Annotated in this window: 27 protein-coding genes; 15 read left to right on the forward strand and 12 right to left on the reverse strand. The window is 44.4% G+C overall.

All coding sequences use genetic code 11. The features are described 5' to 3' along the window. Positions 1–245 precede the first annotated feature (245 nt). The 3 genes from ACL934_RS06820 to ACL934_RS06830 all read right to left on the reverse strand — a co-directional run bounded on the left by ACL934_RS06820 (position 246) and on the right by ACL934_RS06830 (position 2,765). On the reverse strand, positions 246–995 hold the full coding sequence (locus ACL934_RS06820) for an SDR family NAD(P)-dependent oxidoreductase (protein WP_413613242.1): 750 nt from the start codon (positions 993–995) through the stop codon (positions 246–248). 161 nt (positions 996–1,156) lie between these two features. After that, complete coding sequence (locus tag ACL934_RS06825; RefSeq protein WP_374079131.1) at positions 1,157–1,456, reverse strand: ArsR/SmtB family transcription factor; 300 nt, start codon at positions 1,454–1,456, stop codon at positions 1,157–1,159. A 76-nt stretch (positions 1,457–1,532) separates the two neighbouring features. Continuing rightward, complete coding sequence (locus tag ACL934_RS06830; RefSeq protein WP_413613243.1) at positions 1,533–2,765, reverse strand: JmjC domain-containing protein; 1,233 nt, start codon at positions 2,763–2,765, stop codon at positions 1,533–1,535. Positions 2,766–2,931: 166 nt separating this feature from the next. On the opposite strand from ACL934_RS06830, the gene ACL934_RS06835 reads away from it, so the two are divergent. After that, positions 2,932–4,149: a class I SAM-dependent rRNA methyltransferase gene (locus ACL934_RS06835; protein ID WP_413613244.1), complete on the forward strand. Its 1,218-nt coding sequence runs from the start codon at positions 2,932–2,934 to the stop codon at positions 4,147–4,149. 28 nt (positions 4,150–4,177) lie between these two features. Next, positions 4,178–4,459: a chorismate mutase gene (locus ACL934_RS06840; protein ID WP_374079140.1), complete on the forward strand. Its 282-nt coding sequence runs from the start codon at positions 4,178–4,180 to the stop codon at positions 4,457–4,459. Positions 4,460–4,481: 22 nt separating this feature from the next. Here the strand turns inward: ACL934_RS06840 and ACL934_RS06845 are convergent, their stop codons facing one another. Then, positions 4,482–7,040, reverse strand: coding sequence for a DUF3656 domain-containing U32 family peptidase (locus tag ACL934_RS06845; protein WP_413613245.1), 2,559 nt, complete (start codon positions 7,038–7,040; stop codon positions 4,482–4,484). 123 nt (positions 7,041–7,163) lie between these two features. Between ACL934_RS06845 and ACL934_RS06850 the strand changes: the two genes are divergently transcribed. Further along, the gene (locus ACL934_RS06850) at positions 7,164–7,712 is read left to right on the forward strand and encodes a hypothetical protein (RefSeq protein ID WP_413613246.1); all 549 of its coding nucleotides are present in this window, start codon (positions 7,164–7,166) and stop codon (positions 7,710–7,712) included. Here the strand turns inward: ACL934_RS06850 and ACL934_RS06855 are convergent. The 3 genes from ACL934_RS06855 to ACL934_RS06865 are packed head-to-tail and all read right to left on the reverse strand — an operon-like array spanning position 7,692 to position 10,790. Further along, on the reverse strand, positions 7,692–8,450 hold the full coding sequence (locus ACL934_RS06855) for a substrate-binding periplasmic protein (RefSeq protein ID WP_413613247.1): 759 nt from the start codon (positions 8,448–8,450) through the stop codon (positions 7,692–7,694). The genes ACL934_RS06850 and ACL934_RS06855 overlap by 21 nt on opposite strands. Then, positions 8,451–9,791: a hypothetical protein gene (locus ACL934_RS06860; RefSeq protein ID WP_413613248.1), complete on the reverse strand. Its 1,341-nt coding sequence runs from the start codon at positions 9,789–9,791 to the stop codon at positions 8,451–8,453. Positions 9,792–9,839: 48 nt separating this feature from the next. Beyond that, a complete protein-coding gene (locus ACL934_RS06865) occupies positions 9,840–10,790 on the reverse strand; it encodes an alpha/beta hydrolase family esterase (protein ID WP_413613249.1) in 951 nt (316 codons plus the stop codon). A 271-nt stretch (positions 10,791–11,061) separates the two neighbouring features. Here ACL934_RS06865 and ACL934_RS06870 point away from each other — a divergent pair, with 271 nt between their 5' ends. The 4 genes from ACL934_RS06870 to ACL934_RS06885 all read left to right on the forward strand — a co-directional run bounded on the left by ACL934_RS06870 (position 11,062) and on the right by ACL934_RS06885 (position 15,042). Continuing rightward, positions 11,062–12,237: a hypothetical protein gene (locus ACL934_RS06870; RefSeq protein ID WP_413613250.1), complete on the forward strand. Its 1,176-nt coding sequence runs from the start codon at positions 11,062–11,064 to the stop codon at positions 12,235–12,237. 104 nt (positions 12,238–12,341) lie between these two features. Beyond that, positions 12,342–12,962, forward strand: a complete 621-nt coding sequence (locus tag ACL934_RS06875) for a hypothetical protein (RefSeq protein ID WP_374079159.1) — start codon at positions 12,342–12,344, stop codon at positions 12,960–12,962. A 113-nt stretch (positions 12,963–13,075) separates the two neighbouring features. After that, a complete protein-coding gene (locus tag ACL934_RS06880) occupies positions 13,076–13,654 on the forward strand; it encodes a hypothetical protein (protein ID WP_413613251.1) in 579 nt (192 codons plus the stop codon). 155 nt (positions 13,655–13,809) lie between these two features. Next, positions 13,810–15,042, forward strand: coding sequence for a beta-sandwich domain-containing protein (locus ACL934_RS06885; RefSeq protein ID WP_413613252.1), 1,233 nt, complete (start codon positions 13,810–13,812; stop codon positions 15,040–15,042). Positions 15,043–15,091: 49 nt separating this feature from the next. Here the strand turns inward: ACL934_RS06885 and ACL934_RS06890 are convergent, their stop codons facing one another. Then, positions 15,092–15,973: a LysR family transcriptional regulator gene (locus ACL934_RS06890; protein WP_413613253.1), complete on the reverse strand. Its 882-nt coding sequence runs from the start codon at positions 15,971–15,973 to the stop codon at positions 15,092–15,094. Between the two features lie 123 nt (positions 15,974–16,096). On the opposite strand from ACL934_RS06890, the gene ACL934_RS06895 reads away from it, so the two are divergent. Both ACL934_RS06895 and ACL934_RS06900 read left to right on the forward strand, forming a co-directional pair. Beyond that, complete coding sequence (locus ACL934_RS06895) at positions 16,097–16,693, forward strand: hypothetical protein (RefSeq protein ID WP_374079172.1); 597 nt, start codon at positions 16,097–16,099, stop codon at positions 16,691–16,693. Continuing rightward, a complete protein-coding gene (locus tag ACL934_RS06900; protein ID WP_413613254.1) occupies positions 16,693–17,376 on the forward strand; it encodes a Fic family protein in 684 nt (227 codons plus the stop codon). Before ACL934_RS06895 ends, ACL934_RS06900 begins: the two co-directional genes overlap by 1 nt. A 12-nt stretch (positions 17,377–17,388) precedes the next feature. Here ACL934_RS06900 and ACL934_RS06905 read toward each other — a convergent pair whose 3' ends face one another. Both ACL934_RS06905 and ACL934_RS06910 read right to left on the reverse strand, forming a co-directional pair. After that, entirely contained in the window at positions 17,389–17,730 is a 342-nt protein-coding gene (locus ACL934_RS06905) for a hypothetical protein (protein WP_413613255.1), read from the reverse strand. Positions 17,731–17,892: 162 nt separating this feature from the next. Further along, complete coding sequence (locus ACL934_RS06910) at positions 17,893–18,795, reverse strand: LysR family transcriptional regulator (protein ID WP_413613256.1); 903 nt, start codon at positions 18,793–18,795, stop codon at positions 17,893–17,895. Positions 18,796–18,955: 160 nt separating this feature from the next. On the opposite strand from ACL934_RS06910, the gene ACL934_RS06915 reads away from it, so the two are divergent. Both ACL934_RS06915 and ACL934_RS06920 read left to right on the forward strand, forming a co-directional pair. Then, entirely contained in the window at positions 18,956–19,513 is a 558-nt protein-coding gene (locus ACL934_RS06915; RefSeq protein WP_413613257.1) for an NADPH-dependent FMN reductase, read from the forward strand. A 10-nt stretch (positions 19,514–19,523) separates the two neighbouring features. Continuing rightward, complete coding sequence (locus tag ACL934_RS06920; protein ID WP_413613258.1) at positions 19,524–19,910, forward strand: OsmC family protein; 387 nt, start codon at positions 19,524–19,526, stop codon at positions 19,908–19,910. Positions 19,911–19,951: 41 nt separating this feature from the next. Here the strand turns inward: ACL934_RS06920 and ACL934_RS06925 are convergent, their stop codons facing one another. Further along, the gene (locus tag ACL934_RS06925; RefSeq protein WP_374079185.1) at positions 19,952–20,833 is read right to left on the reverse strand and encodes a pirin family protein; all 882 of its coding nucleotides are present in this window, start codon (positions 20,831–20,833) and stop codon (positions 19,952–19,954) included. A gap of 390 nt (positions 20,834–21,223) precedes the next feature. On the opposite strand from ACL934_RS06925, the gene ACL934_RS06930 reads away from it, so the two are divergent. Genes ACL934_RS06930 through ACL934_RS06940 form a run of 3 tightly spaced genes read left to right on the forward strand, consistent with a single transcriptional unit; the run spans position 21,224 to position 23,965 of the window. After that, on the forward strand, positions 21,224–22,006 hold the full coding sequence (locus ACL934_RS06930) for an SAM-dependent methyltransferase (protein ID WP_374079187.1): 783 nt from the start codon (positions 21,224–21,226) through the stop codon (positions 22,004–22,006). Next, positions 22,003–23,361, forward strand: coding sequence for a hypothetical protein (locus ACL934_RS06935; protein WP_374079189.1), 1,359 nt, complete (start codon positions 22,003–22,005; stop codon positions 23,359–23,361). Before ACL934_RS06930 ends, ACL934_RS06935 begins: the two co-directional genes overlap by 4 nt. Before the next feature lies 1 nt (position 23,362). Continuing rightward, positions 23,363–23,965 carry a radical SAM protein gene (locus tag ACL934_RS06940; RefSeq protein ID WP_413613259.1) on the forward strand — a complete coding sequence of 201 codons (603 nt, stop codon included), beginning with the start codon at positions 23,363–23,365 and terminating at the stop codon, positions 23,963–23,965. A gap of 14 nt (positions 23,966–23,979) precedes the next feature. On the opposite strand, the gene ACL934_RS06945 is transcribed toward ACL934_RS06940, so the two are convergent. Then, on the reverse strand, positions 23,980–24,834 hold the full coding sequence (locus ACL934_RS06945; RefSeq protein ID WP_374079194.1) for a hypothetical protein: 855 nt from the start codon (positions 24,832–24,834) through the stop codon (positions 23,980–23,982). A gap of 171 nt (positions 24,835–25,005) precedes the next feature. On the opposite strand from ACL934_RS06945, the gene ACL934_RS06950 reads away from it, so the two are divergent. Further along, positions 25,006–25,365 (forward strand): PA2779 family protein, encoded by a 360-nt coding sequence (locus ACL934_RS06950; protein ID WP_374079196.1) that lies wholly within the window; start codon positions 25,006–25,008, stop codon positions 25,363–25,365. Positions 25,366–25,368: the final 3 nt, after the last annotated feature.

Consider the following 25,368-nt stretch of genomic DNA (forward strand, 5'->3'; position numbering starts at 1 on the left):
CCGACAGGGGTGCAATTATAAACTCCCGAAAGCTCTTGCATCAGCAAGGGCTTGCAAAGAGACAAGGTTATTCTTCAAACTTGCCCCTCACAGCTTGGTTGTGAGGGCTTTAGCTCTTGCGCCCTTGCCGAAAATAATTGAGGAAGAAGTTAAGTCCCGAAAATCCGGCTAACAAAAAGATCATGATGTTTTCGCTGCTTAGGTTTTCCACTCTAACTTCTCCTCTTTTTAAAGAGATTTCAAATTTATCTAAATCCGCCGGTTGCGTGAATGCGCTCGCCAGTCACCCAGCCTGAATCATCGGAGGCAAGGAACAACGCAATCTTTGCGATATCTTGTGGTTGGCCCATTCTGCCTAGTGGAGTTTGCGCCACAATTTGTTTTTCAAGATCACTACCGATCACGCCCGCACTGTGTGTGCCTTCGGTTTCAACACCACCTGGAGCGATATTATTTACGCGGATATTGCGCGGAGCTAGTTCGCGAGACAGACCCAAAGAGATCGTATCAACAGCACCTTTGGTTGCAGCATAAATAGAAGCGCCCGGGATAGGATTTGTGCTGACAACAGAGCTGATGTTGATGATGTTACCACCTTTATTATCAAAGTACTTCACGGCCTCGCGAGTGCTTAACAATAGACCCAACACATTCGTATTAAATTGGCGGTGGAATTCCTCTTCGGTGACTTCGTCGATTGTACCGAATCTATAAATGCCGGCGTTGTTCACTAGAATATCCAAACGTCCAAAAGCCTTCTTTGTTTCTTCAAAAAGTCTTTTCACGTCCGCCGAACTGCCAACATCGCCTTGAATGGCAATAGCTTTACCATCCTGAGCCACAATTTCTTTAACAATTCTTTCAGCGTTCTCTTTGCTGGAAGAATAATTCACGACCACAGAGGCACCGTTCGCCGCGTACTCTTTAGCGATTGCGGCTCCGATACCTTTAGAGGCTCCCGTTACAACAGCAACTTTTCCACTTAGTTTTTTCATCTTAACTCCAGTTAAATTTTGAATTTCTTCAAAAATGGTTATTCGATACTTAGATAAGTATCGAAATGAAGTGGATTTTGTCAATACGATAGTTAGATAATTGTCGAAATGTTGAAAAGCATGGATTTAAAGCGAATAGGAGCGACTTGGGGCGGAAAGTGCTAGATTTTAGAGAGTTTTTCTAAGTAGGCGTGCAGAACATCACGTTGAATCGCAAGGCGCATGAACTTACCTTCACGAATAATTTCAACAAGTCCCGCTGTCTCAAGCTCTTTAATATGATGAGACAAAGTAGCCGCACTGATTTCGTGCTCTTCAGCCAAAGCGCTGCAGGCCATGGGGCCTTCACCTTTGCAGGATCCGATTTGTTTTAAAATTAAATAGCGACGAGGCTCTGCAAGAGCTTTTCCGATTTGTTCAAATTGTTTATCCGTAAGACGGACCGTTTTAGGCGTCGACATAAATAGATCATACCCGGAATTGTAGATGATGTCCAGAATGCGGTTGCTGAGGGAAATCCGATACTTAGATGAATATCTAAATGAAAGCCCCCGCATCAGCAAGAACTCGCAAAGAGGCAAGGTCCTTCTTCAAGCTTGCCCCTTTTAAAAAATCACTCACCAAACAAGTTTCACCAGCGTTCACAGCCTTTACGAGTTTAAGAAGACCGCTCGATTTAGAGCTTTCAACTAAAACTCCGCCAAAACTGAAATAGACCTTTTCCTTCGAGGTCAATCCCTGTTGCCACAAGATCAAAGATCTATCACTGCGCAATTGAATCCGAGACTTGGCTGATAACTTGAAATCAACGTGGGGAATGTTTTTAAAACCTTGTAGGGAGATGTGCTTCATCCATGACTTTAAGAAAGTCTCTTGTAGTTCCAGAGCCGTCAAATTTTGCAGCAACTCGATGGACTTGCGATAAGTTTCTGGAAGCTCTGCCACTTCCCCAGTCTTGCTGCGAAGATTTTTAAATGGAGTGGTGGGAGTCGCGCCGACAGAACCCAATTTTCGATCAAGCAGGTCTTTTAAAGACTCCGAAAACACTTCTTTGTGAGGTTGATCAATCCAAACGCCCAGGCTCCAGGTTGCGCTGAAAGAGCCATCGGATTCGGCGATATGCCAAGCTGAAGAGGGCCAGTACGCCATGTCGCCAGGGCCGACCTCTAGAAGCTGCGAATTCTTTTTGTATTTATCATATTTGAAAGCGCGATCTAATCCTGGATTCTTTTTGGCGAAAGCCGAAGTCCAAAGGCGAAACCTTTTTAATCCAGCAACGGGAAAGCTGAAGACACCACAAGAGTCGACGTGAACTCCAAACGGAGTTTTACGATAATTTCCTAAATAAAGTCCCATTTCCGAAAAACGATTCGGAAAACCCACATGGCGATAGAGTTCATCCGTAAAATCAGTGAGAAGGTGCTGTTTATTTAAATTCACCTTTAAAAGTTCATCGCACACCAAGCAATAGTCAGGAAACAAAGCCTTCATACGAGCATGATAACCTAAAAGGGATTTGTCATTTTTCTCTGGAAGAACTTGCAGGACATCCTCGGCGTCCGCCTTAAACCCATCAATGTAAAACTTAAAACCCTCGGGGTTGTTGAGTTTACGGCAGCGATCGCTATAAAGAACCAAAAGATTAAAAATCTCGGCGTCGCCCATTTCAAGCAAACCCGATTTAACGTTTTTAAGAACCAGGGGCTTTTTCTCCCAATTATTCTTTGCAAAGTTTCGCCAAAATTTCTGATCTAGCAGGGTGGGCTTCATAGGAACTCCAAACGCGAGGACGGGATAAGGTATTGCTGGAGAGTCGTTTAGATTGATCTATGAGTCAAAGGGCTTGTAAATTTACCAACGCCACTGAGAGGTTCTCATAACCCCTTGTGAGGACGGGGGATTTAGCATAAATATAACGCCTCTGGAGACTCCTTAAATGAACTCTGCCGCCGTTACATTTCAAGATCCCATTCTCACTATCGAGCTCAAACGGGACGTCACGAAGCACCTTAAACAAGGACATCGCTGGATTTTCGCCAATTGTTTTGATGACGGCCGCTCTGTAAAGTCGGGAATTCATCTTTTAAACTATAAAGGCGAGACCTTGGCTTTGGGGATCTGGCAGGGTGATACGCAGTTGCGATTTCGTGTTCTAGTTCTAGCGGATGAGCCTATCTTTAGACGCAATAACATGAAACGCACCCTTGAATTGTACTTCGAAAGCCAATGGCGCAAGGCTGTGGAGATTCGCAGGACTTTTGATTTGGCAGTCACAAATTCATTTCGCCTTATCAATGGGGAAGGGGATGGTCTTCCGGGGTTGATCGTTGATATTTACAACGATACGGCCGTCATCAAGCACGATCATCCCATCATGGAAAAAACTTGGAATGCCCAAGTTATTGCTGAAAAAATTCAGGCCGCTTTTCCTCAAATTAAATGCGTGTATCTTAAGCGTCGTAATGATGCCGATGAAAAAGGTGTAAACATCGTCGGGACTTTGGCGTCCGAGGTGCAATTTCTTGAAAATGGCGTTTTGTTCGCCTCCAACATCCGTGACGCCGCAAAGACGGGCTTTTTCTTAGATCAACGCGATAACAGAAAGATGATCCAGCATTTTGCGAAGGATAAGACGGTCTTAAATTTATTTAGTTACACTGGGGGCTTTTCAATTTTTGCCGCTAAAGGTGGCGCTAAAGAAGTGACCAGCGTGGATATTGCCAAGGTAGCCATTCAAGCGGTGGATCGAAATTTTGAAATCAATGGGCTTAAAACCATCCACCATGATGTTGCGACGGATGCTTTTGCATATTTGGAACAGCTCAATACAGAAAAGAAAAAGTACGACCTGGTCATCACCGATCCGCCAAGTTTTGCACCTAATGAAAAATCGGTAGAGCAAGCCAAGGCGGCCTACGCGAAAGTCTTTTCAAACTCGATTAAGCTCGTTAATTCAGAGGGACTTTTTGCTGCCAGCTCTTGTTCCAGTCATATTTCTTCAAAAGAATTCATGGATATTTGCCAAGAGGCTTTCTCGCGAGCGCGCAAGAAGGCTACGCTGGTTTACATCGGTGGACAGCCCGTGGATCATCCTTATCCTTTGGCGATGGAAGAGCTTCGGTACTTGAAATTTGCCCTCTTCCGTTTGGATTAATTTTAATAACCTAGAAGGTAGTTTTATTTTGGATACCATTGCCAGTCTTCGCCAGGAAATAGATCAAGTTCACAAAGAATTGCATGCTTTGCTTTTGCGTCGTCGTGATTTGACGATGGCTATTTGGAAGATCAAACAAGAACAAGGGCTGCCATTTTTCAATGCGGAACGCGAAGAGCAAATTCTGGCAGACTTTGTAAAACTAAATTCAAATCAAGGACAAGACCCTCAATTCGATGAACTCTTAAAGGGAGTGATGAATTCGATTTTGAGAGAATACGAAAAGTATTTGAAATCCAAATACCCGTAGCGACGAGGCTGTCGTAGACAGCCTATTTTTTTCTGCTTTGATATTCTTTTTCTCTTTGGAAATGACTCTCAGAAAGCCCGTAACTTTCCACATCTCCGATGTCTTTGATCAAAGACTCCAGCTCTTTCTTACCGCTAATAAAATCCAAGTGCGCCTGAACTTTCGTAATCAATTCAGCGCCTCGTTCTTTAAGGGCTTCATAGCGAATGTAACCAAGACCAAGAGCTTCCCACTCTTTCACATAGCGAGCTGCGGATTGTGACGTCCCGTTGTACATCGTATTACGGCATTCTTGATCGGGTTTAATCTGATGCCAGTTTCCGAATTGATCCTTAAGTTTTACGTCATGCTTTTCGCAAGGTTTTCCGCAATCTTTGAAGCTGGAACCCTTGCTTAAGAAAGCTGCAAACACACAGTGTTCCATGTGAAAGCTTGGCATGTATTGATAAGCCGTCACTTCAAAGCGCTCTGCTTGGCCCGCTTGAATCAACTCACTGACTTGAAGGTGATTAAGATCATAACCCAAGCAAACACTCGAGATCCCTTTGTCGAGCAAGTACTGCGCCGTCAAATGATTGGCGACGTTTAAGCTGAAATCCCCCAGGATCTGTCCCTGATAAGCATTGGCCTGCAAGTACTGAATGGCGCCCAGATTTCTTGCTAAAATCGCATCGGGATTCAAATTCAAGAGGTGCTTCACATTGCGATGCTCATTGGGCTTCAGAATACGAGTGGTCGCAATTCCAACCTTCAAACCTGTTGCTCTTAAGAGGTTTAAACTTGGTTCAAAATCTAAACCAAATTCAAAATCCAAAATCGCAAGATTAATTCCGGAAGCCAGCAGTTCTCCGGCCTTAATAGCATTGGCAATATCTTCCACTTGCCCTTTGTCACGAAGTAACAAGTTAAGCTTCACGCCTTGAACTTTTCCTCCCGCGATTTTTTTACTCGCAATCCAGTCCATCACCTGAGCTTGAGGTGCGATGACGGGAGCTGCGCCATTTTGAATGCGTAAGTCCGTCAGTTCCTTCACCAACTGTTGGCGTATTTCTTTAATTTGGCGGTGAGGCAAGAAAAGAGGAGTCTCTGCATCTAATTCGCAAGAAAAACCTTCACCACGGAAAGGACTGCCCATCAAAGCAAACAGCTCTTCTCGCAAGTCCAGTGAATTAAGGCCTTTGCTTTTAGCTGCTTCACAGACATTTTCAGAGGAGGCAGAAACCGTGTATTTGCCATCAGAGTATTCTACTTTTAGCGGCTTACCCAGTGAAGCCTCCGCACGAATAAAGACGGGCAAACGTTTTTTTCTTTGTTTGTCTTCCACACTGAGGGTCACATCTTTTTTAAGATCTTTATCGTGGTTGTAGAAAACGCGAGCGCCAAGGTAAAGGCCGTCCATCGCAATGTCTCTTGAAAACTCAAGTTCAAAACGACGAGGAGAGAGAGTCTTAACCGCAAATACAAAGCCCCCTTTTTCGACACTTTGTCCATTGCGATCCTTGTAAACCCAAAGAATACCATCGCCGGGTTTAATAAAGTCGGCTTTTAAACCTTGCTGAACATTCGTCTCAGTGAGTTCCACTTCAAGGGAGCTTCCATTCACACGAAGAATTTTTCCGAACTCAAAGCCACGATGGGAGCTGAACGTGCCATCGACCAGTTCCTGGTGATTGACCCCGTGGAACCATCCACTATAAAAACCTCGCGAAAAGGCTGAGGCCATTTGCTTCTTCATAAGCACAGGGTTTGAAAGAGCTTGGTTTTCTTGAGCTGACGCAATGGCTTCGTCAAAGCTTCGTGCTGCAGTGGCGACGTATTCTGGGGTTTTGAGTCGACCTTCTACTTTGAAGCAGTCGACACCGGCCTGCAAAAGACTTGGAACTTCATTGATACCGCAAAGATCTTGAGGGGAAACTAAAAAGGACTTTCCTTGAAGGTCGCGCTTTTCACCATCGACGTGCATCTCGTAGCTGAAGCGGCAGCTCTGCGCACACTGACCGCGATTGGCAGATCGTCCGCCAATGCCTTCGGAAGTAAAGCATTGTCCCGAATAACTAACGCACAAGGCGCCATGGACAAAGACTTCAATTTCTTTAGTCGTGTTTTGTTTGATAGCTTGAATTTCTTTGATGGAGTTTTCTCTCGCCAAGACAAAACGTTGGATACCTAAGTCATCCAGCCACTGAATGGCTTCAGCGTTACTGATGCTCATTTGCGTAGAGGCGTGAACTCGTTGGTCCGGCGCCATTTGGCGAATCAAACGCACCAAGCCCAAATCTTGAACAATAAAGGCATCCGGTTTGAGAGGAAGGATTTTTCCTAAAACCTCGACAGCGCTACGGAGTTCATTTTGAAAAATCAGAATATTAAAAGCAAGATTCACTTTTACGCCATGAAGGTGGCAGGTATCGATGATCTCTTTGACCTCTTCAATTTGGAAATCGTGACTTCTGCCGCGGGCATTAAACCCCGGAACGCCCATGAAAATGGCATCCGCCCCATTGTGAATAGCCGCCAGGGCCATATCCTTTGTACCTACGGGGAGCAATAGTTCAGGGCGCTTCAAATTCTGTATTTCCATGGGCATGTTTTTACCAGGCCTTGGCAGTGGCGCAAGGGGAATCTGCCATTTTTACAGGTTTACCTATCAGCTCTTGGAGTTTCGATCTTTGAGGCGTAAAGATACCCCCATAACGAGGTTTTAATGAAAAAGTTCATGCTTGTACTAGCATCAGTTTTGGCTCTGGCAGGGTGTAATTCGGAAAACGGGGACTTGGTCGTTCACCAGGATTTCACTTTGAAATCAACGGAAGGCTCCGATGTGACTCTTAAGCAGGGGCAGTCCTACCGTGTTTACATCACTCCGTACTCCCTTTTTGGTTCGGATTTTCTTGCTAACTTTTTCTCGGATACAGGTGATACCTCTGCGGGCATTGTGAAATTTGATTTCGTGGGTTTCCGTATGATTCCTTTGGATGGCGAATTTGCTATTCCAGCCGATGAAATTCGCGATCAAAATATTTCTTTGACAGGGCAGAGTGAGTTCGTTGCAGATAGCAGCGTTGTGAATGAAAACTTCGAAGAATGCGAAACTCCGGGACAGAAACGTCTTACGAAGATGCAAACTCGTAAGGGCTATAGAAACGTTCACGTTCAAATTTTGGATTCATCGAAGAGCGAACTTTTGGCAGAGTTTTCTTTCAGCAACAAATACACTGAAAGAACTGTTCTTTCAGAGGGAGAATGCTTTTAAGTACTTGTTATTAAAGTTATCGATAATCTTGGCGTAGGTTCCATTCGCCATAATTTTTTGCAGGCCTTTTTCCAAAAGAGCGGCGTACTTAGCGCCCTCTTTGTGTTTTTTCGAAAAGCTCAGATAAAGGCCCGTCGAAGAGATCACTCCTAAAGGTTTGACCTTTCCCGCTAGATCCGGACGCTCTTTTAACACGAGAGGTCCCGTGAGCCCCCACAAGATGGCGTATTGAATGCGACCGCTGGCTAATTTTTCTAGCTGTGATTTTTCCGTGGGGCCCGGGGAATGTTTGATCTTTTTATTGCTTATAAATTCCGTCGGGTAAGTGTAACCGTTCGTGGTGCCGACAGTTTTTCCTTCTAAATCTTTAAACGTTAATGCTCTTTTCGGCTCGTTGGCGCTGCCATAGATCACCATGTCCACGGTGAATAGGGGAGTCGCGTGAAAGATGTAGAGGTCTCTGGTTTCGCTGCTCATCACGGTATCAAAACAGCCTATGGCGGAACCTTGTTCCACTTCGTGAAGACAACGGGCAAAGGGAACAGGACGTGTGATGGCTTTGATTCCTTGTGACAGGAAGGCGGCTTTCACAATATCGGGAGCAAGGCCTTCAACATCTTTGTAGCTTTTTGAAGCTGAGGCGTAAGGCGCCCAGTCATCCTCACCATTGATAACAATAGTTTTGGCGAGGACGGGGAAGAGAGTTAAGAAAACAAAAGTAAATACAATAAATCCCATTTAAATACCGAGCTGCGGATAGAGCCATTTTTTCAACGAATCGAAACTGGCTTTGTTGATAGAGGATGTCTTAGCTGATTTTCTTTTCGAGTCAGCACAGATCCAGTACCCGATGGCAGGTGCAAGCTCATAATAGGCCTCCGAGTTCTGAATAAACAAACCTTTATAGTTTTTTGCGAAAGTATTGCAATCAAAATCTTTCGTCGGCGCCCAGCGCACTGATTTCATTTGTTCCGTGACGAAGGTTTGTTCCAGCCATTGCTCAATGAGATCCTTTTTGGCTTTCCGAAAATTTGACCGCAAAGTTCCAGACTGGCGATCTAAGTTCACCCAGTTGAAAGAATTCGCAAGGGTTTTTGTCATCACTTCTCGAAAGCAGACATTAAAAGAGGTGACCGCACCACTTTTGTTAAGAATCGAATTCTTTAGATGAACTCCACAAGAATCGAGAATATGTTTGCGTACAGAGACTTTATCGATGTTTGTCGTAACGCTATTGTAAACGCTCATTTTGTAGTCGAGGGCCGCGAGCGCTTGATTTTCAATTTTAGCAAGTTCCATCTCGCGAGTTTTCAGATGGCAATTCTTTCCATCTCGAAACTCGATACCACCAAAAACTCTGTGCTTGATAAAGGCGTACCTTTCCGGACTGGATTGCAGAAGCTGCTCAGGCACAAAGCGATAGGCAGAGACAGATTCTGCAAAATCCTCCCAGGAGTTGACACTGGCGTATTTGGAAGACCAAGGATAGTTCGAGAAGTCTCCTTGATGGGCATGTTCCCAATTGACCATCATGAATGCAGAAATTTTCTTCCAGCCTGTGATTTTGAACCAATCTGCAGACTCGTCAAGTTCTTGAGAAACGGTGTTGGACCAGTTGTGCGCGATCTCATGAAAGAGCAAATATTTTTTCATGTCAGCGGATTCTTTGTTCCAAAGGTCATAAATTAGGATGGAAGAATCGGCATAGATGTTTTCTTCCTGTTTTACTGTAGAGCTTATGTGAGTTAACTGCTGAATGTCGGCAAGCGGCAGAAGGTGAGGAGGAACCAGGGACATGGTTTCAAGAATAATATCCAAATCCCTGTTCTTAAAGTAACCAGCGGAAATGTACTTCATCGGAGCGACATTCAGGCGATACTTGTCTATAAGATACAAAGCCTTCACAGATTCTTCTTGACCCATGATCGTTGCAAGAGCGCATCTCACGGATGAACACTTTTTTCTGGCAATAGTGATCTTGGGATCTTGCGCATCCTCGGCGGTATTTTCAGAAGGTTCCACGAGGTCTTTAAAATGTTTTACGTAGAAGGAGCTTTCATTGACGAACTTAAATCCCAAAACCTCAAAGTCACTTTTTTCTGAAAGTCGTTCTTTATTCTGAAAGTATTAATGCAGCTGATCCGTCAGCTTTAAAAATACATCAATGCTGGAGAGAGTTTCGGGAGAGCTAAAGTCCGAACCCGGTTTACTTCCTGACCAGCGATGAGACATGTTTTCAATTTCAATGTAATTTGTAGAGCTGCCATCGCCAAAGTGAATGGAGAGTCCCGCACGAGATACCAAAGGTGTCACTCTATAAGAGGAGTTGAACTTCTCATCATCTAAAGCATCCATATAAAGCACGGACTGCTCAAAGGCATGTCGGCCTAAAAACCTTGGAACGACTTTGTCTTTCTTGCCGTGAATATAGAATAAGGTCTTAAGACGATGCACTACGGGTTCACCATTTTGTGAGGCCGAACCGGCGCAAGCTAAAGCGTCTTTTGCGTGTTCTTGGGCGGCAGAAGGAGAACTCATGCTTCCAGTAACATCAAAAGGAGCGCCAGAGTGAACCAGGGCACCTTTGAAAATATCAGGAAAACACAAAGCCAGATGATTCGCAAACATAGCACCTGAAGAAAAGCCTCCAACGAAAATGCGATTGGGATCGGCTTCGCCGGAATCAATATGTCTTTTTACTTCATCAATGACTTGCATGAATTCGCCATCGCGCTTCTGCATTTCTGAAGAAGTAAAATTCCAGCACCTCAGTAGATTGACCTTTGATTCTTGAAACGGAGCTATGATTAAGGGATTAAGATGTTTGGTCTTTTCAACGATGTCCGTTACATCCACAAACTTCTCATCACTTTGTCGGCATCCATGAATCCATAAAATCAGGGGACGTTTTGACTCCGTGTTTGAGGCGTGGCTGCTTTCATTATAATAAGAATAGGCAATCTCGACGGCTCCGGCTTGATGAGCGACGAAAAAAATCGAACAGGTCAATAGAAGTGTAAGGATCTGCCTTTGTCTTAAGAACATAAAATCTCCCTGCATTTTACTAAGCAAGTTCAAATCCAGCTCATTCATTCGTATTTCAGATTAGAGGGGATAAAATCAGCTAAGAACTAGACGCAGAGACATTTATTGAAACTGCCCCATCGATGGATGATGTTCACTTAAAAATATCGAACACACGATTTTCCACGAGCGCTCATTTTTGCATCAATCTTTTCGAAAATCAGTGCTCTTTCGTTAAACGCTGAACGGTGTTCGCATCGAACGCCGGGGACAAACCACGAAGGTCACTTTGTTAAATGCTTCAACACAAGGCAGAGAAAATCTTATGAAAAAAACGTCGGTACTTTCACTTCTATTTTCGACTCTGTGTTCAATCAGTGCGCCCGTTGCTTTTGCACAAGGGGGCTCTGTCGCGCAAAGACCTGATCTTCAGACCATTGCAATCAAGGATGTCGGCTTTAACAGCGTAGGTTACAGCGACGATTTAACATTTACAATTCCCGTAAATACCAAAAGTTTCCTGATTCAATTCAATGCAGAGACCGACTATGCCGGTGTTTACTTTGACTCCGTGTCGGATCCCAACGGCCACTTTGTTGTTGGAAAACCCACGCGCAAATTTGAATATATCAGTGACTCTATAAAAGACATGCTGCCCTATATGGAGTGGGAAAACCCCGTGGCCTCTTCGGGGATTACAGGGGTTGCGACAGCACTCATAGGAAATAATCTAGATACGAAAATCATTCCTGGCACGTGGACGGTAAAGTTCTCTTGTAAATCTGCTCAATCTGAATGCCGCAATCTAAAAGGTGCCGTACAAATTGTTTTGAAAAAGAATATTTCCACTACACAGCGACCCACAATCCCACTTCGCCTGCATTTTGCCGGGAAGAGTAAGTGGACGGCGAGTTCCGCCCCTAGGAATAAAGACTTCAAGTTATTTATGAAGGTTCTTGAGGATATTTTTAAATTTTCGGGAGTGAATATCGAAGTTTTGTCTATGGACGACACTGAAGACACGGTCTTTGAAAATCAAGCTCAAGGTTTAGAGCACATGTTGAAATATTCAAAAGGTGATGCCGTGAACGTTTACTTTGCAAAGACAGGCTTTCAATGGCTTGGTCGGGACACTATTGCCATCGCTTATCAGCTACCGGGTGGCTACAAGGCCCGTTATTCTACGGGTGTCATGATACGCATGAAGACCATCCTCTCCAGGGCCGAGCGGAAAGCTCCGAACAGTCGCGACTACACTCTTATTGACGATACTATGTCCATACCTGAATACGCTTTGATCACGGCCCATGAAATAGCTCACTACCTGGGGCTTTTCCATGTTTGTGAAGTGCCGGCCTTTGGGGTTCCAATGGGAGTGAAAGATCCTCTTAATAGTGCTTGCGACCCAAAGAATATGATGTTTCCAACACAGGGGGAGGCCAATTTCTACCTGACACCTGCGCAGGTGGAGGTTATCAAAAGACATCCCCTCGTGTACTAAATGGAAAAAATATACGGTAACAAAATGTCTCCGCTTTTCTTGGTACTCGCTTTGCTACAGGGGCTTCTGTGCAATTTATCGCACCTAGAAAAGGCGGGGTAACTATGAAAATCCATTTTGTTGTAGGTTTAATCTTTCTATCTCTGGTCTCTCACGCGTCTGTGAGCGCAGCCACTGAAATTCCTCAAGCAGAAAGAGAAAGACAAGAGGAGCTGGAACGTCGAAGAATCAAAGCCGGACAAGCCGAAGCGTCAGAAACAGTGACGGCGGTGGGTGTGGATGAGTCGGACTGCATCGAACAAGCTCGTTATAAAGCAGATCGGACGGTGAACACTGTTTTGAATCGATGTAATAGTCAGGCCAGTGAATTTTACAGATGTGGAATCGCTTCGCAAAGAATCGTGAATTATCCCTCTTACATCACCTCGGTTCGCGGAAACGGCGACTACAATGAAAGTAAAACGAATGAAGACACATGCCGATCTTCCGCGATTCACGACGCCGAGAGATCTGCATTGTCAGAGTGTTCAGAAAAATACGGTGTTTCTTGCATCATTACTTCCCGCGGAGTGGTGACAAGTGCTCGCTCGTACCAACGCCGTAGATATTTCATTATGGGGCCTAAAGAACTAAGACATGAATGCACTGCCAATGCCCAAGCCGCCCCAGAATCTCGTTATAGATTCCAATGCTCTGTAGAAGTAGTCGCTAAGGCCAGACTGTAATGCCCATAAAGGTCTCTAGGTAGGGAGATCGACAGCTCACTTCGCGTGAACTGCAATAGGGACGGGTTCCGCTGGAATGATCTTGGCAGTACCTCTTAAGTGAAGAGGTGACTATGGCATTCACAACTCGTCTCATTTTGATATTCGTAACGATCTTGTCGGCGCAACTTGGTTTTGCAGCGAGCAACGTGCAGTTTAAATATCGCGAGAACGTGATTATCAATGCGCCTCCGGCTCAACAAGAAAGAATCATTGGCCTTCTCAAAACAGCGGAGGCCTCCCTTGTTGGACGATCCCTGTTGGCGCAAATTTATTCAAGCTCCCATATTCTGACGATTGAACACTCTGAATATGCAGTAAACTCAGCAGGAAAAACGCTTCTGTCGTTATCAAGAAATTTGGATAACGGTGTCGGCGTCGATGCTCTTTTAAAAATGAATTTCGATCTTCCCGATACAGGTTCTCATGAAGTGTATGAGTGTAACGGCGGTCGCACGGCCTTTACAGCGGCCATGAATTTTATCCACGAACTTCGTCATGCTCGTGACGGTATGACGGGCCAATTTATTGGACACCTCTTTGAAAAGCACGCGGTAGAAAGCGAAAACCTCTATCGTCAGGAGCTTTCAATTTCAGACCGTCGCTGTCTTCGTGATGACGAAGATCATGCGTGGCAAATCTGGTTTCCTTAAGCTTCTTTTTTAAATTACACATGTCATTCATCGTACCCACGAAAATTGACAATCCAAGATGCTGATTTTAAGCAGAGTTCTTTTTTGTTCTTCCCTCTTTTTCGTACAAAGACTGAGAATAGCGGTCCAGGCGAAAGTCCTAGAAGGGGAACAAAATGGATCGTCAGTGGGCGCAACGAATTCTATCTTCAATCTTTGTGTTATTAGCAGCAGGGAGCGTAAAAGCTCAGTCTACCTATGAGGGCATCGGTCGAGTCGGCGAGATCGCTCGTAAAGCTGGGGGCGAGCTGTACAAATTAGATTTAACAAAAGCGGTTCCGCTCACGCAATTAAGAGCAAAGCCCGAAGTGGGCCACGTCAAACTTCTCAGTGTTACGCTTGTCACGGAAAAGAAAGAGCGCATTCCCGTTAAGGCTTTGAGCAATGTTATTGTTGCCAATACCGATCCGGCTTTACTATCTGAAAACCTCAGCTCGAATGCGGCAATAATAACCATCGAAGTTAAGGCCGAAGCCCTGTGGGACAAAGCCACTTTGGATATTAATGCGATTTCAACTAAAGAGACACCTCAACTCGCTTTGCGTAAGCCGTTATTGTGCGATAAAAAGACCGACACCTTTATTAAGGAAAAATTGGACATTGTCCAAGTGTGGGCTGCACGGGCTGAGAGCAGTCCTCAAGGGTCCATTCAGGAAAAATATGCGACCCAAGAGTTTAATCGATACGTGAATGAATTCATCGCCACTTTGAACGGCGAAAAGACGTCCTCTATTTCGTTGGATTATACTTTGGCTCTTTTAAATTTCTTCACGGAACGTCATAATGCAAGTCGTGCTGGAAGTGCGGCAGAGCAGGCTTACAAAACTATGGCCACCGGCGCTTTTGAAGTTTTTTATTCTTTGCTGCAAAAAGAAAGTGATCAAAGTTGTTATGTCTTTTCTAGCGAAGCACTCATTAATATTTCACTCGATTTTCAAAAAAGATACGAGGCGAATAAACCCGATAGCCGAGCTAGAAAAATTTATGAAATGATGATGTCGCGAATCGGGAAGTTCATTCCAACCCAGTACCGTCTAGAAATTGCAGAAAAGAACTACAGCTTCCGCCAGGCAGATTCAGAAGGACATAAATATTTTAAATTGTTCAAGGGAAGCAAAGCGGACTCGTTCTTAAAAACGGCCTATCAAGAAATGAGTATGAATGCCTACGCCATCGCGGAGCAAGGCTTGATTCGAGAAGCGCAGCAAATGGACAGCGACAAGAGATATGAACTTATTGTTGAGTATCAAGCTAAATACAATGATCCGGTTCAATATCCTCAAGATATCATGTTGAAGTACCTCAATATTCTTTCGGAAAACGGCACTTTATTTCGCATCCACCTATAACTGAGAAAGTTGACTATCGGCCCGCTCTTTAAAGGCGGGCTGATATTCGTTAAGTTTGTTCCTTAAACTCTTTAATTAAATAATCCAAAAAAGCCTTCTTGCGCTTATCGATCAGAATTTGCTCATGGCACACAAGATAGAGCGTCTGTGGTTTTTTATCATGCTCCACAATTTCGACATAACCTTTGTCGACAGCTTGTTGAACGCTGGTTCTTGGCATCACAGCCATGCCATGCTGTTTGCGAACCAGGTCAATGATGGCTTTGTGAGAATTAACGCTCGAAAGATAGCGAACCTTGGTGCGTTCTGCTTTCGTAAGATGTCTTTCAAGGAAGCCCTTCAGATAAAGATCATTTTCACGATACCCAATGAATTTATAAGACTCTTGCTTCCGCCATTGAGAAGCCGTTTTCTTATCTGCGATCATTACCGGAACGTCCTGGGTCACTGGAAAAGCTTTCACGGTCTTGCGGTCGCTCAGTTCATAAACAAAACCAAAATCTAACAAACCTTTGGCGACTTGCTCATTCACCAGGAAGGTCGACATTAATGACAAATGGATCGTGGACTCGGGGTGGACCTCTAAGAAATGAGAAATCTTAGGAAGCAAAAGAAGCTCTCCTGCTTCATACATGCTTCCCATGCGGATATTGATTTTAAAGAGGGAGGTGAGGCCAGAACGGTCCGAGATCAAAACCCGTTTAATTTCCTCCACGAGGGGGCCTAATTTTCGTTTAAGCTCCAATCCTTCAGGGGACAAGGCGACGTTTTTCTTGGAGCGCAGGAAGAGGGCATAGCCCAAGTTCTCCTCTAAAATCTTAATCTGACGGGAGATCACAGGCTGAGCTGTGTTTAAAAGCTTCGCCGTCTCGCTAAAGCTTAGGTTTTCTGAAAGAGCTACAAAGGTTTCCAGATAGTTCCAATTGAGCATAAGGCACCTCTAGAGGTATTATATATCAAAAACGTATAAATATCTTTCTTTTATTATATTATGATATTTTTAATGAATCCGCTATAACGCTCTTGAAAACAACACCCCCTTAAGGAGCCTTTTATGAAAAAAGAACTATTGGCGAGCGTTTTGACCCTCACTGCAGGTATGGCGAGCACTGTTACTTTCCCTCAAACAGCTCTTGCGAAATCGACAGTTATTGAAAGAGAATTCTCACAAGTTTTCCGTTTGAAGTCGGCGGATAAAGTTCGTCACACAACAGAAAACGGCCAAGTTGTCCTTGGTCATATTTATTTGAATCTTGAGCAGTCTCCAAGCGCTCCAGAGTATAACAATCAATTGCGCGGTGAAATGACGGGCAGTTTCTATTTTGAAAGCGACGATTACACTAGTGAATACGAAGGTCGTCAGTTTAAAACGATCGTTACTTTGACAGGCGATGATGGTGAAGTTCTTTTGGATCTTACTCACAGAAGCAAAAACATGGGTAACAAATATCAAGTTTATGGTTGCAACTCAACACGCACAATGTGTTCTGCTGACAGCTATGAGTTGTCGATCTCTCCAGGTAAACAAGTTGAAATGCAAATCAAGTTCGCAGCAAGTTTGAAACTTGAAATGCTTCGCACATACAACGATCACTCAGAGTGGGTGACAGATGTTTATTCAGCGCCAATGGTAGAAGTGACAGTAGAATAGTGAATTCTTGGACGGAACGCCTTTTAAGGAAACCCACAGATCTAGAATCTGCCCAGATTTTGGAAGAGATGGCTGTTCTTGAAAGGCTTCGTCTTAAAACTGAAAACCTGTCCTCCCTCCAGTGGGAGGAAGGTTTAACTCGTTTAGCGCCGTTTCGTTTAAAGTCTTCCGGCACGTTAAAGCAAGGTTCCGTGGAGTCTTGGCAAAAAGCCAATATCTTTGTCGCACAGAAAATTCAATCTGAGGCGAATCCCACTTGGGATGACATACTCAAAATAAATGCCATGTTAATGGAAGTCACTCAGAGCGAAGTCAGAAAAGAACCTGTTTATCTAGGGCCCGTCGAAGCTTGTCCTCCCGAATTGTTAACGGAAAATTTAACCCTCTTCCAAAACCAAATCCTGAATCTTAATAATCATCCTGATCCTCTTGTGGCGGCGGCCCTTTGCCAATACTGGCTGGTCAGTCTGCATCCTTTTGCTGATGCCAATGGCAGAACGGCCGTTTTACTCACGGATTGGATTTTGGGCTCTCACGGTTATCTTCCCATGAGTTTTGCGACGAAGCTCGATGCTCTTGTTGCAACCTTGGCTGACGGCCGTGTGTCGGCAACTCCTGGAAATGCCATTCTTAAGCTCATCAAAAATGTCCAACGCAGTTATCAACTTATTCTAGGCGAATAGATCCTTTCTGTTCTATTGGCTACTTCCAGGCGGAGTGACCGTTGGATTTGTCGTGGGTTGCATGCGTCTTCGTTGTTCTTCAAGTGCTCTGCGATTTTCATCCAAGTTGCGGCGAGACTCTTCGAGATTTCTATCCATTTCATCTTGAGTCGACTGCAAGTCACTTTGGGATGTGCGCGGATCTCTTGGGGGTGTCGGACGTGGATCAAAAGGTCCTGTTGGAGGATTGCTCAGAGTCGGAGTTGATATCGATGGGTCCGTGGCAGAAGGTTGCGTATTCAAGGGCTGGGTGTTTGTCTGTGCCCAACTGAAAGTCGCAGTTGCTAGAAGCGCCATTATAAGAAGTGTTTTCATAGGAAACCTCCTTTTGCTTTTTCTAATTATCTCCTGCAAAAATCGTATTGAAACGAAGTTCCGAAGAAAAAGAATATCTCCTGAGCAAAAGGTCAGCTCTTTTTAAAACAAACTCATATCGTCATTGGCAAAAAACATCTGGTAAAAATAAATTTGAGGCGACTAAATTTCGTTGTCTTTCAGTCGCTCTTTCAAAATATCCGTCGCTATCTCAATAAAGGCTTTGAGCTTGGGATTTACAAATTTCTGTGGAGGATAAACGAAACTGATCGGGCGCACATCCGAACGCCATTCCGGCAAGATGCGGACGACCTTGCTGCGTTTTGTTTCAGATTCACAGATAAAGGTGGGGAGAAGGGCGATTCCTTCTCCGGAAAGAACCAGGTCTTTGATAACATTTAAATCGTCAGCGATAAGTTTCCCTGGCATCGGAACAGTCACTTTGCTTTTCGCTTTATTGACCAACTCCCATTTTTCTTTACCCAAAGGAGCAAATTGCAAACAAGTGTGTTCGCGAAGTTCTTTAGGGTGAGTCGGGGTGCCATGGGCCTTCAAGTAAGCTGCTGAGGCAAACGGAGCAAAATATCCCACCCCTAGTTTTTTGGCGACGAGACTTGAATCGCTCAGTTCCCCGGCGCGAATCGCTAGATCCACACCTTCGGTAATAAGATCCACCATGCGATCTGCGAAAATAAGTTCGATATGGATCTTCGGGTGTTTTTTCATGCATAGAGAGACCACTTCAGGCAAAAGGGTGCTTCCCAAAGCAGTCGGTGCCGTCAAACGCAGAGTTCCTTGAGGTTCTCCTTGATTGGAGGTCACTTCCTCCTCAGCGCCTTGAAGTTCTTGAATGGCATGCAAACTGCGAGCATAAAAGGCCTGGCCTGCTTGAGTCACTTGAAGTTTGCGCGTAGTTCTGTGGAGCAGGGTCACACCCAGTCGCTTTTCCAAAGCAGAAACCTTGGCGCTGACCGTCGAATTGGGCATGTCCAAAAGTTTAGCGGCTTGATGAAAACTGCCTACTTGAACCACTTTCACAAAAATGGCGACTTCATTTAAATCCATAAAGGCACTATAGCCCCATCCCCCGAAGCCCGACAAATTAATTTTCTGAATAATCCTAAGAATTATCCATATGGCTGAATAAAGTTTCCATAAAGTTAACCTGGTTTTAGCTATAGCTCCTATGTATGATGAAATGGAATTTTCAAAGGTGGTTATTTCAATGAATCTATTATTATTTGCTGGCAGTCTTCGAACCGAGTCCTTTAACAGAAAACTTTTGGCAGTGGCCCAAGGAATTTTGACAGAGACACCTGAACATAAAGTGACGGTGGCTGATTTAAAAACTCTGGCTCTGCCAGTGTATGATGGCGATATCGAAGCAGCGGGAATGCCTGAATCCGTCAAAACTTTGGGGCAGCTTATTCAATCGGCCGACGCCTTGGTGATCTCAAGCCCTGAGTACAATGCCTCCATTTCAAGTCCCTTGAAGAATGCCATTGATTGGGTGTCACGCCTTCGTCCAATTCCTCTTGAAAAGAAACCCGTTCTTTTAATGGGAACTTCACCGGGAGCTTTCGGTTCGATTCGTGGGCTCGGTCACACCAGAGCTCCCTTTGAAACATTAGGTTCCTTTCTGTATCCGCAACCTTTCGCAGTTCCTAAAGCCGCAGAAGCCTTTCTTTCTTCGGGGGATCTGGCAGAACCCGCGACAAAGCAGAAACTAAAAGCACTTTTGCAAAACTATGTGCACTTTGCGCAAAACTTAGCGGCGAAGTAGTGGAGTCGTTATGTCAGTAGAATCGTCAAAAAAAATCGACACCTTGGCATTCGAAATTCTTTCCCATGAATTTAAAGTTCGCAGTGATGTGACAGAAGACAAAGGCGGAAAGAACAGCGCGCCCTCACCCCATGACTATCTAGAGATCGCCCTGGCTTCATGTACGGCCATCACAGTGCAAATGTATGCCAATAGAAAAGGTATTCCTTTGGAGTATTCGGACGTGAAAGTGAATATCACCTCTGAGGGAGCTTCCAATGAGATCTTACGTGAAATTCGTTTCGTGGGAAATCTAACGGAGGATCAAAAGAAACATCTTTTGATGATCGCTGAAAAATGCCCTGTTCATAAACTCTTATCGGCGGGTATAAAAATAAAGACAGAAGTTTTGAATTAAAAAAAGAAAAGCCGAGAGGGGAGACCTCTCGGCTTTTGAGTTTATTCGCTTCCGGCGATTCTATCAAAAGATCCCATGCGACCTTCTTGGAAATCCGTGAAGGCCTGCTTGATCTCGCCGATGGAGTTCATCACAAACGGACCATAGCCCACAATCGGTTCATCAATAGGTTCACCACCCAAGAATAAAATCTTTGCGTCGCTAAGAGCACTAAGAACAAAAGTATCACCTTCTTTTTCCAGAACGGCGAGTTCGGCTTCACCGATTTTTTCGCCCGTGCCAAGTTCGACTTTTCCACTTAGGACAAAGATGGCTGTCGTATGGCCTGCTGGAACTTTAAAGGTCGTCTTATGTCCGGCATTCAAACGAATGTCCCAAAGATTGATGGGAGTGAATGTCATCGCAGGACCTCGAGCTCCATTGTACTCTCCGGCAATCACACGTAGATAGCCTGCATTGTCGGGAAGATCTACATTGGGGATATTTTCAGCCTTCAACCCTTGATAACGGGGTTTGCCCATTTTATCTTTCTTAGGAAGGTTCACCCAAAGTTGCACCATTTCAAAAGCACCACCGCGCTCTGAAAATTCGCGACCGTGTTTTTCTTCATGAACGACTCCCGAAGCCGCCGTCATCCATTGCACGTCACCGGCTTTAATAAGACCACCGCCACCACCAGAATCGCGATGTGACACTTCGCCCGCATAGGCCAGGGTCACAGTTTCAAAACCACGGTGAGGATGTTCCTCAACGCCGCGAATGTGCTTAGAAGGAGGAAACTCCACAGGTCCCGCATAATCCATCAATAAAAATGGAGAGATGTCTTTGGCAAGGTCATTATAAGTAAAAATCGAGCGAACCGGAAAGCCATCGCCGACCCAATGACGTTCGTTATTTTGTTGAGAGAATAAAAGTTTTTTCATAGGTCAGTCCTTTCTTTTAAGACAATATACTGCTTTTTGAGAGTGTTGATTAGCCGGTGAAATATAGAAACATTATGCATTGGGCTGGATAATCCTCAATCTAAGAACAAGCTCCTAAGTTCGAGAATCGGTGCGCCAAGTGGCATATATTGAATTTGGCGACGCCGATTTCTGGCTTTGGCCTTGCAATCCTCCAAGGAAACTTTCCTAAAGGAGGAAAAATGAAAGAACAAAAACCAATCCAAACTGAAGGCCCTATCACTCCACGTTGCTTGGCTACTTTGCCATTGGACATCGAAGAGATCTTGAAGGCTTTCGAAGCACAACGTTAGTTAAAAACGGGAGATTTCCACTTAGGGAACTCCCGTTTTCTTTTTGGGGGACTATCCAATGAAAACAATCACAGTTATCGGCCGCGGACTTGATCCAGCAAAACACTTAACACTTGAAGCCCTTCGTGCTTTGAAAAATGCAGATATTGTCTTGGGGATTGAACCCGAAAAAGAATCTTGGCTGAAGCTTCAGGCCGAATTCAACTTACCAGAGATCAAAGACATTGGCTTTCTCTATAAAAATGGCGCTAAGGATTTTGATAACTACAACAGTTTTGTCAGTTACATTTTCTCGACTTCAGAGCAGCATGACAACGTTGTTTTGTTGGTGGCAGGTCATCCGCGCTTGGGCGTGACATTCGCGCAAATGCTTTCCAAAAATAAGGACTTTTCCCAGGATGTTCGATTTATCGAGGGGATTTCGAGTTTTGATGTCATGCTTAATGACCTGGCTATAGATCCTTTGGAAAAGGGAACATCCATCTTAGACGTCAATCGTCTTCTCTTGTTTCAATATCAGTTAGAAAATTCTGTTAATTACTTTCTTTATCATGTGTGCTCGGTCGGAACCGACAAAGTTCATTTTCAGGACGCAACTCAAGACAACAGCTTGTCTTTGTTGCAAGCCTATTTGGAAAAATACTTTGATCGCAGTAAAACCATTTACTTGTGCAAAGCCTCTAACGGTCAAGAGCATCAGGCTGAATACATTCCGGTTCTCTTGGGAGAGCTTGCACAAAATCTTTCACTGATTGATTTCGGAACAACGTTGTTTGTTCCAGCCGAAAAACCTTCGCAAATCAATTTTAACTTTCTTCAATTACTTCGAGGTGCAGTATGAAAATTTTAAAATCTATTTTTAAAGATCGCGGATTTCAAATCTGCCTCTTGGTGATCGCTCTTCAGCAGATCCTGGTGGCTTTGGGAACATTCCTTATGGGAGATCTCGCGGCTCATGTGCCAACGGAAGGCCTATCTTTTTTTAAAGCGGGACTGCTTCTGTTTAGTTTGGTGCTGTCAGGCAGCTTGTTCCATGTCTTGATGAAATACTATATGACGGTGGCGCAAAAGGGTGTTCTGTGGAAATACTTTGAGTCCTACACTCGCTCGAATTATTCACGTCCTGATCTTTGGAGAAGTTCACAGGCCAAGAGTGAACGTCATGACATCATGATGCGCGAGGGGCAAGACTCGATTTCATCCAGCGTTCAGTTTGCAGCGGACTCTGTTGCGACCTCTTTCAATATTCTCTTTAATACAGTGTCAGTTATTTTAGTGACTAGCACAGTGATGGGGATCTCCATTGTCGGCGCGGGAATCTTAGGGCTTCTGGTTGTTCATATTGCCGATAAGGCCATCACTGAAGGCGCACAAAAAGAAATGATAGCGCAAAACGACGTGAACGGATTCTTGGCGAAAAGCTGGGACAATATTATTTTAGGAAATCGCAGCACTTTTGAAAGATGGACTGCTAATTTTAATGCCCTCTTTGGAAAATCTCGTGAGGCCTCTTTGCAAAATATCCGCGTCAACGACGGAGTTGTGGGAATCGCGGCTTTTTTGACATCATTTATTGTAGTGGCAACAGTATTCTCTTTGATTTATTTACATCAAAACGACACGGCTAAAGTGGTGGCTCTTTTAGTGATGTTGCCAAGAAGTATGCAAATCGTGATGCACATCCAAGTGATTCAATCTTACTGGGCTCATTGGAAGTATTTGCTGCAACGTCTTGAAATGACAGAAAAGACTGTGGCCTATGCCGAGGAACTCCGTCTTGAGGATTTTATCACGCCTGAAAAAATCCAAGTGAATTCTAAAAATCAAAGAATTACATTCTCGGAGTTAGATGAAGCTCTGGCAAATAGAACGGGTCGTATTACGGTGACGGGAGCCAATGGTGCAGGTAAGTCCACTTTGCTACTTAAGTTAAAGCAGAACTTAAGTGAAGAAGGTTTCTACATTCCTTCTCACCACCAATTGGAACTAAGCACGGCAACTTTTTCTAAATCCAGTGGGGAAGTCGCTCTGTGTGCCCTTGAAGATGCCACAAAAGATCAGGCCCGGGTGATTCTTCTGGACGAGTGGGATGCAAACCTCTCCAAAGAAAATCAGCTCAAGCTTGATCGCGTGATTGAAGACTTAAGCCAAACCAAATTGATAGTTGAAATTCGTCATCATATTCCTGTGGTGTAATATGGAAAACGTAGCAAAGACTTTGACGGTCACAACGGAATGCAGTGGGGGATGCACTCACTGTCCTTTCTCGAGTCCTCAAATGAAAAGACTGCATTTGCCATTGGAAACTGCTAGACAAGTCTTTGCTGCGGGTTCTGAAAAACTCGTCGTTGTATCTGGCGGCGAACCTCTTGAATACCCATACTTTTTTGAATTGTTGAGTGGGCTGCAGCATGAAACGAAAAAAGTTCGAATTGCAACGGGCGGTCACAAGGATCTGGCGGTTTACCTAGAGAGTTTTAAGGGGCTTATCAACTTTGATGGAATTTCTTTGGGAACAGATGTGATCAGCGCAAGGTCGCCGCACATGGTTGTTCACTCTAAGATGTGGCGTAAGAATGTGGTCACCTTAAACGAGAATAATATTTCCTATTCTTTGACATTGACGATTCTAGATGATCAGGATCATTTCTCGGATCTTTTGGAGAAAACCAAAATCTGGGGTGCAAGACCGCAGTTTATTTATCTTCGTGTGGCTGCAAAATATTTTACTTCTGAAGTTAAACGGTCCTTAGAGCATTTTTATCCAACAGCGTCCGTGATTGTGGACGAACTCTCTTAATTCCATTGATGGTCTTAACGTGCCCGTTCTCGAAGAAGGCTTGCGCAACGATCCAGGATGGTCGCTCGAATATTTTCACGATGCTGAATAAAGTCGGGCAGTTTGCTAGTTTGAACAATCTTATAAAGACGGAGCGCTCTTTCTAGATCAATCAGGCGCTGCTTTTGAGGTCCTCTGGAAAGAGGAAATTTCGGAGCCGCCTCGTGAACTGTCACGGCTTTCTGTACATCCGTCACCCAATCGATTTCAGTCTGAGTTAAATAAATCGTTGGGAAGAAAGCATTTTCATGGGGATTCTTCTCGGCACTTTTAAGTTCTGTGTTAAGCCAATGCAGTTCACTTAGAATTTTTGATAATTCCAAGTCGTAAGTTTTCCCAAAGAGTTTAAAGACCGTCTTTTTCCAAGCGGCGCAGAAGTCATCAAAGGTGATGTCTTGAGCCTTTTCAAAAAGAGGCGGGTTCGTGATGTAGTGCAGGGTCTTCGTTAAAACATCCAGCGAGATCACAACACTGTTGGTTTTAATACTGATGCGCATAAGGTTGTGGGCCCAGCTTACGATATTTAGGACGGACCTGTTATCCACAACGGCATTTCTAAAGTTCAAATGAAAGTCGGCATAAAGAACGCTATCCACGGGGCGCTCTAAAAGGCGATCCAAATCGCTCTTGCGACGATCTGTTCGCGGAGTAGAAAAGAAAGCTCCGATGCGTTCAGTGAATTTTTCAAAGGAGTCCTGCCACAGGTTTTCTCTTTGGCAGGTTTTATAGAGCTGAAATGCCTTTGTTTGGCTGGGTTCAGCTTCATCAAGAAGAGCATTGATTTTTTGTTCCAACTCACGTGGGAAAGAATGCCATAACTCTTTGATCATAGAGTCAGTGTACCATGGTCTAGCTAATCACGTACGTGTTTTTGAAATTCGATTTTTTTGTCAAAGTCTTAAACACTTGCGCGTGCCAAATATCAACAAAGATGTTTGAGTTTTGCGCCTTCAGCAAAGGCCCCTTAAAATAAGAGGAAGATTTTTAGAAGGGAGCTTTGTATGCTATTTTCAAAACCCTTTAAAACAGCTGGCTCTATCGCCATGTGCGCATTTATTAGTAATGTGCCGTCCGTGGTTATTGCATCCCCCGGCATGATTCCGACCCATGTTTTTGCAGAGGAGCTGACGCGGGCTCAGGCCTTGAATAACGTGCGGGAGTATCTCAACCGCTCCGATGTCCAACAGGCTCTTATTGAACGAGGTCTTTCTCCTGAAGAAGCATCATCGCGTTTAGCCAGTCTTTCAGAGGCAGAGTTAAGACAACTTTCCGGACAGATTGAGCAGGCGCGCGCGGGCGGTGATATTCTCGTGACTATTCTGATTGTCGTTTTGATCATTTTCCTTATCAAACGCATCTAGGAT

Source organism: Bdellovibrio sp. HCB-110 (assembly GCF_047323225.1).
GTDB lineage: Bacteria > Bdellovibrionota > Bdellovibrionia > Bdellovibrionales > Bdellovibrionaceae > Bdellovibrio.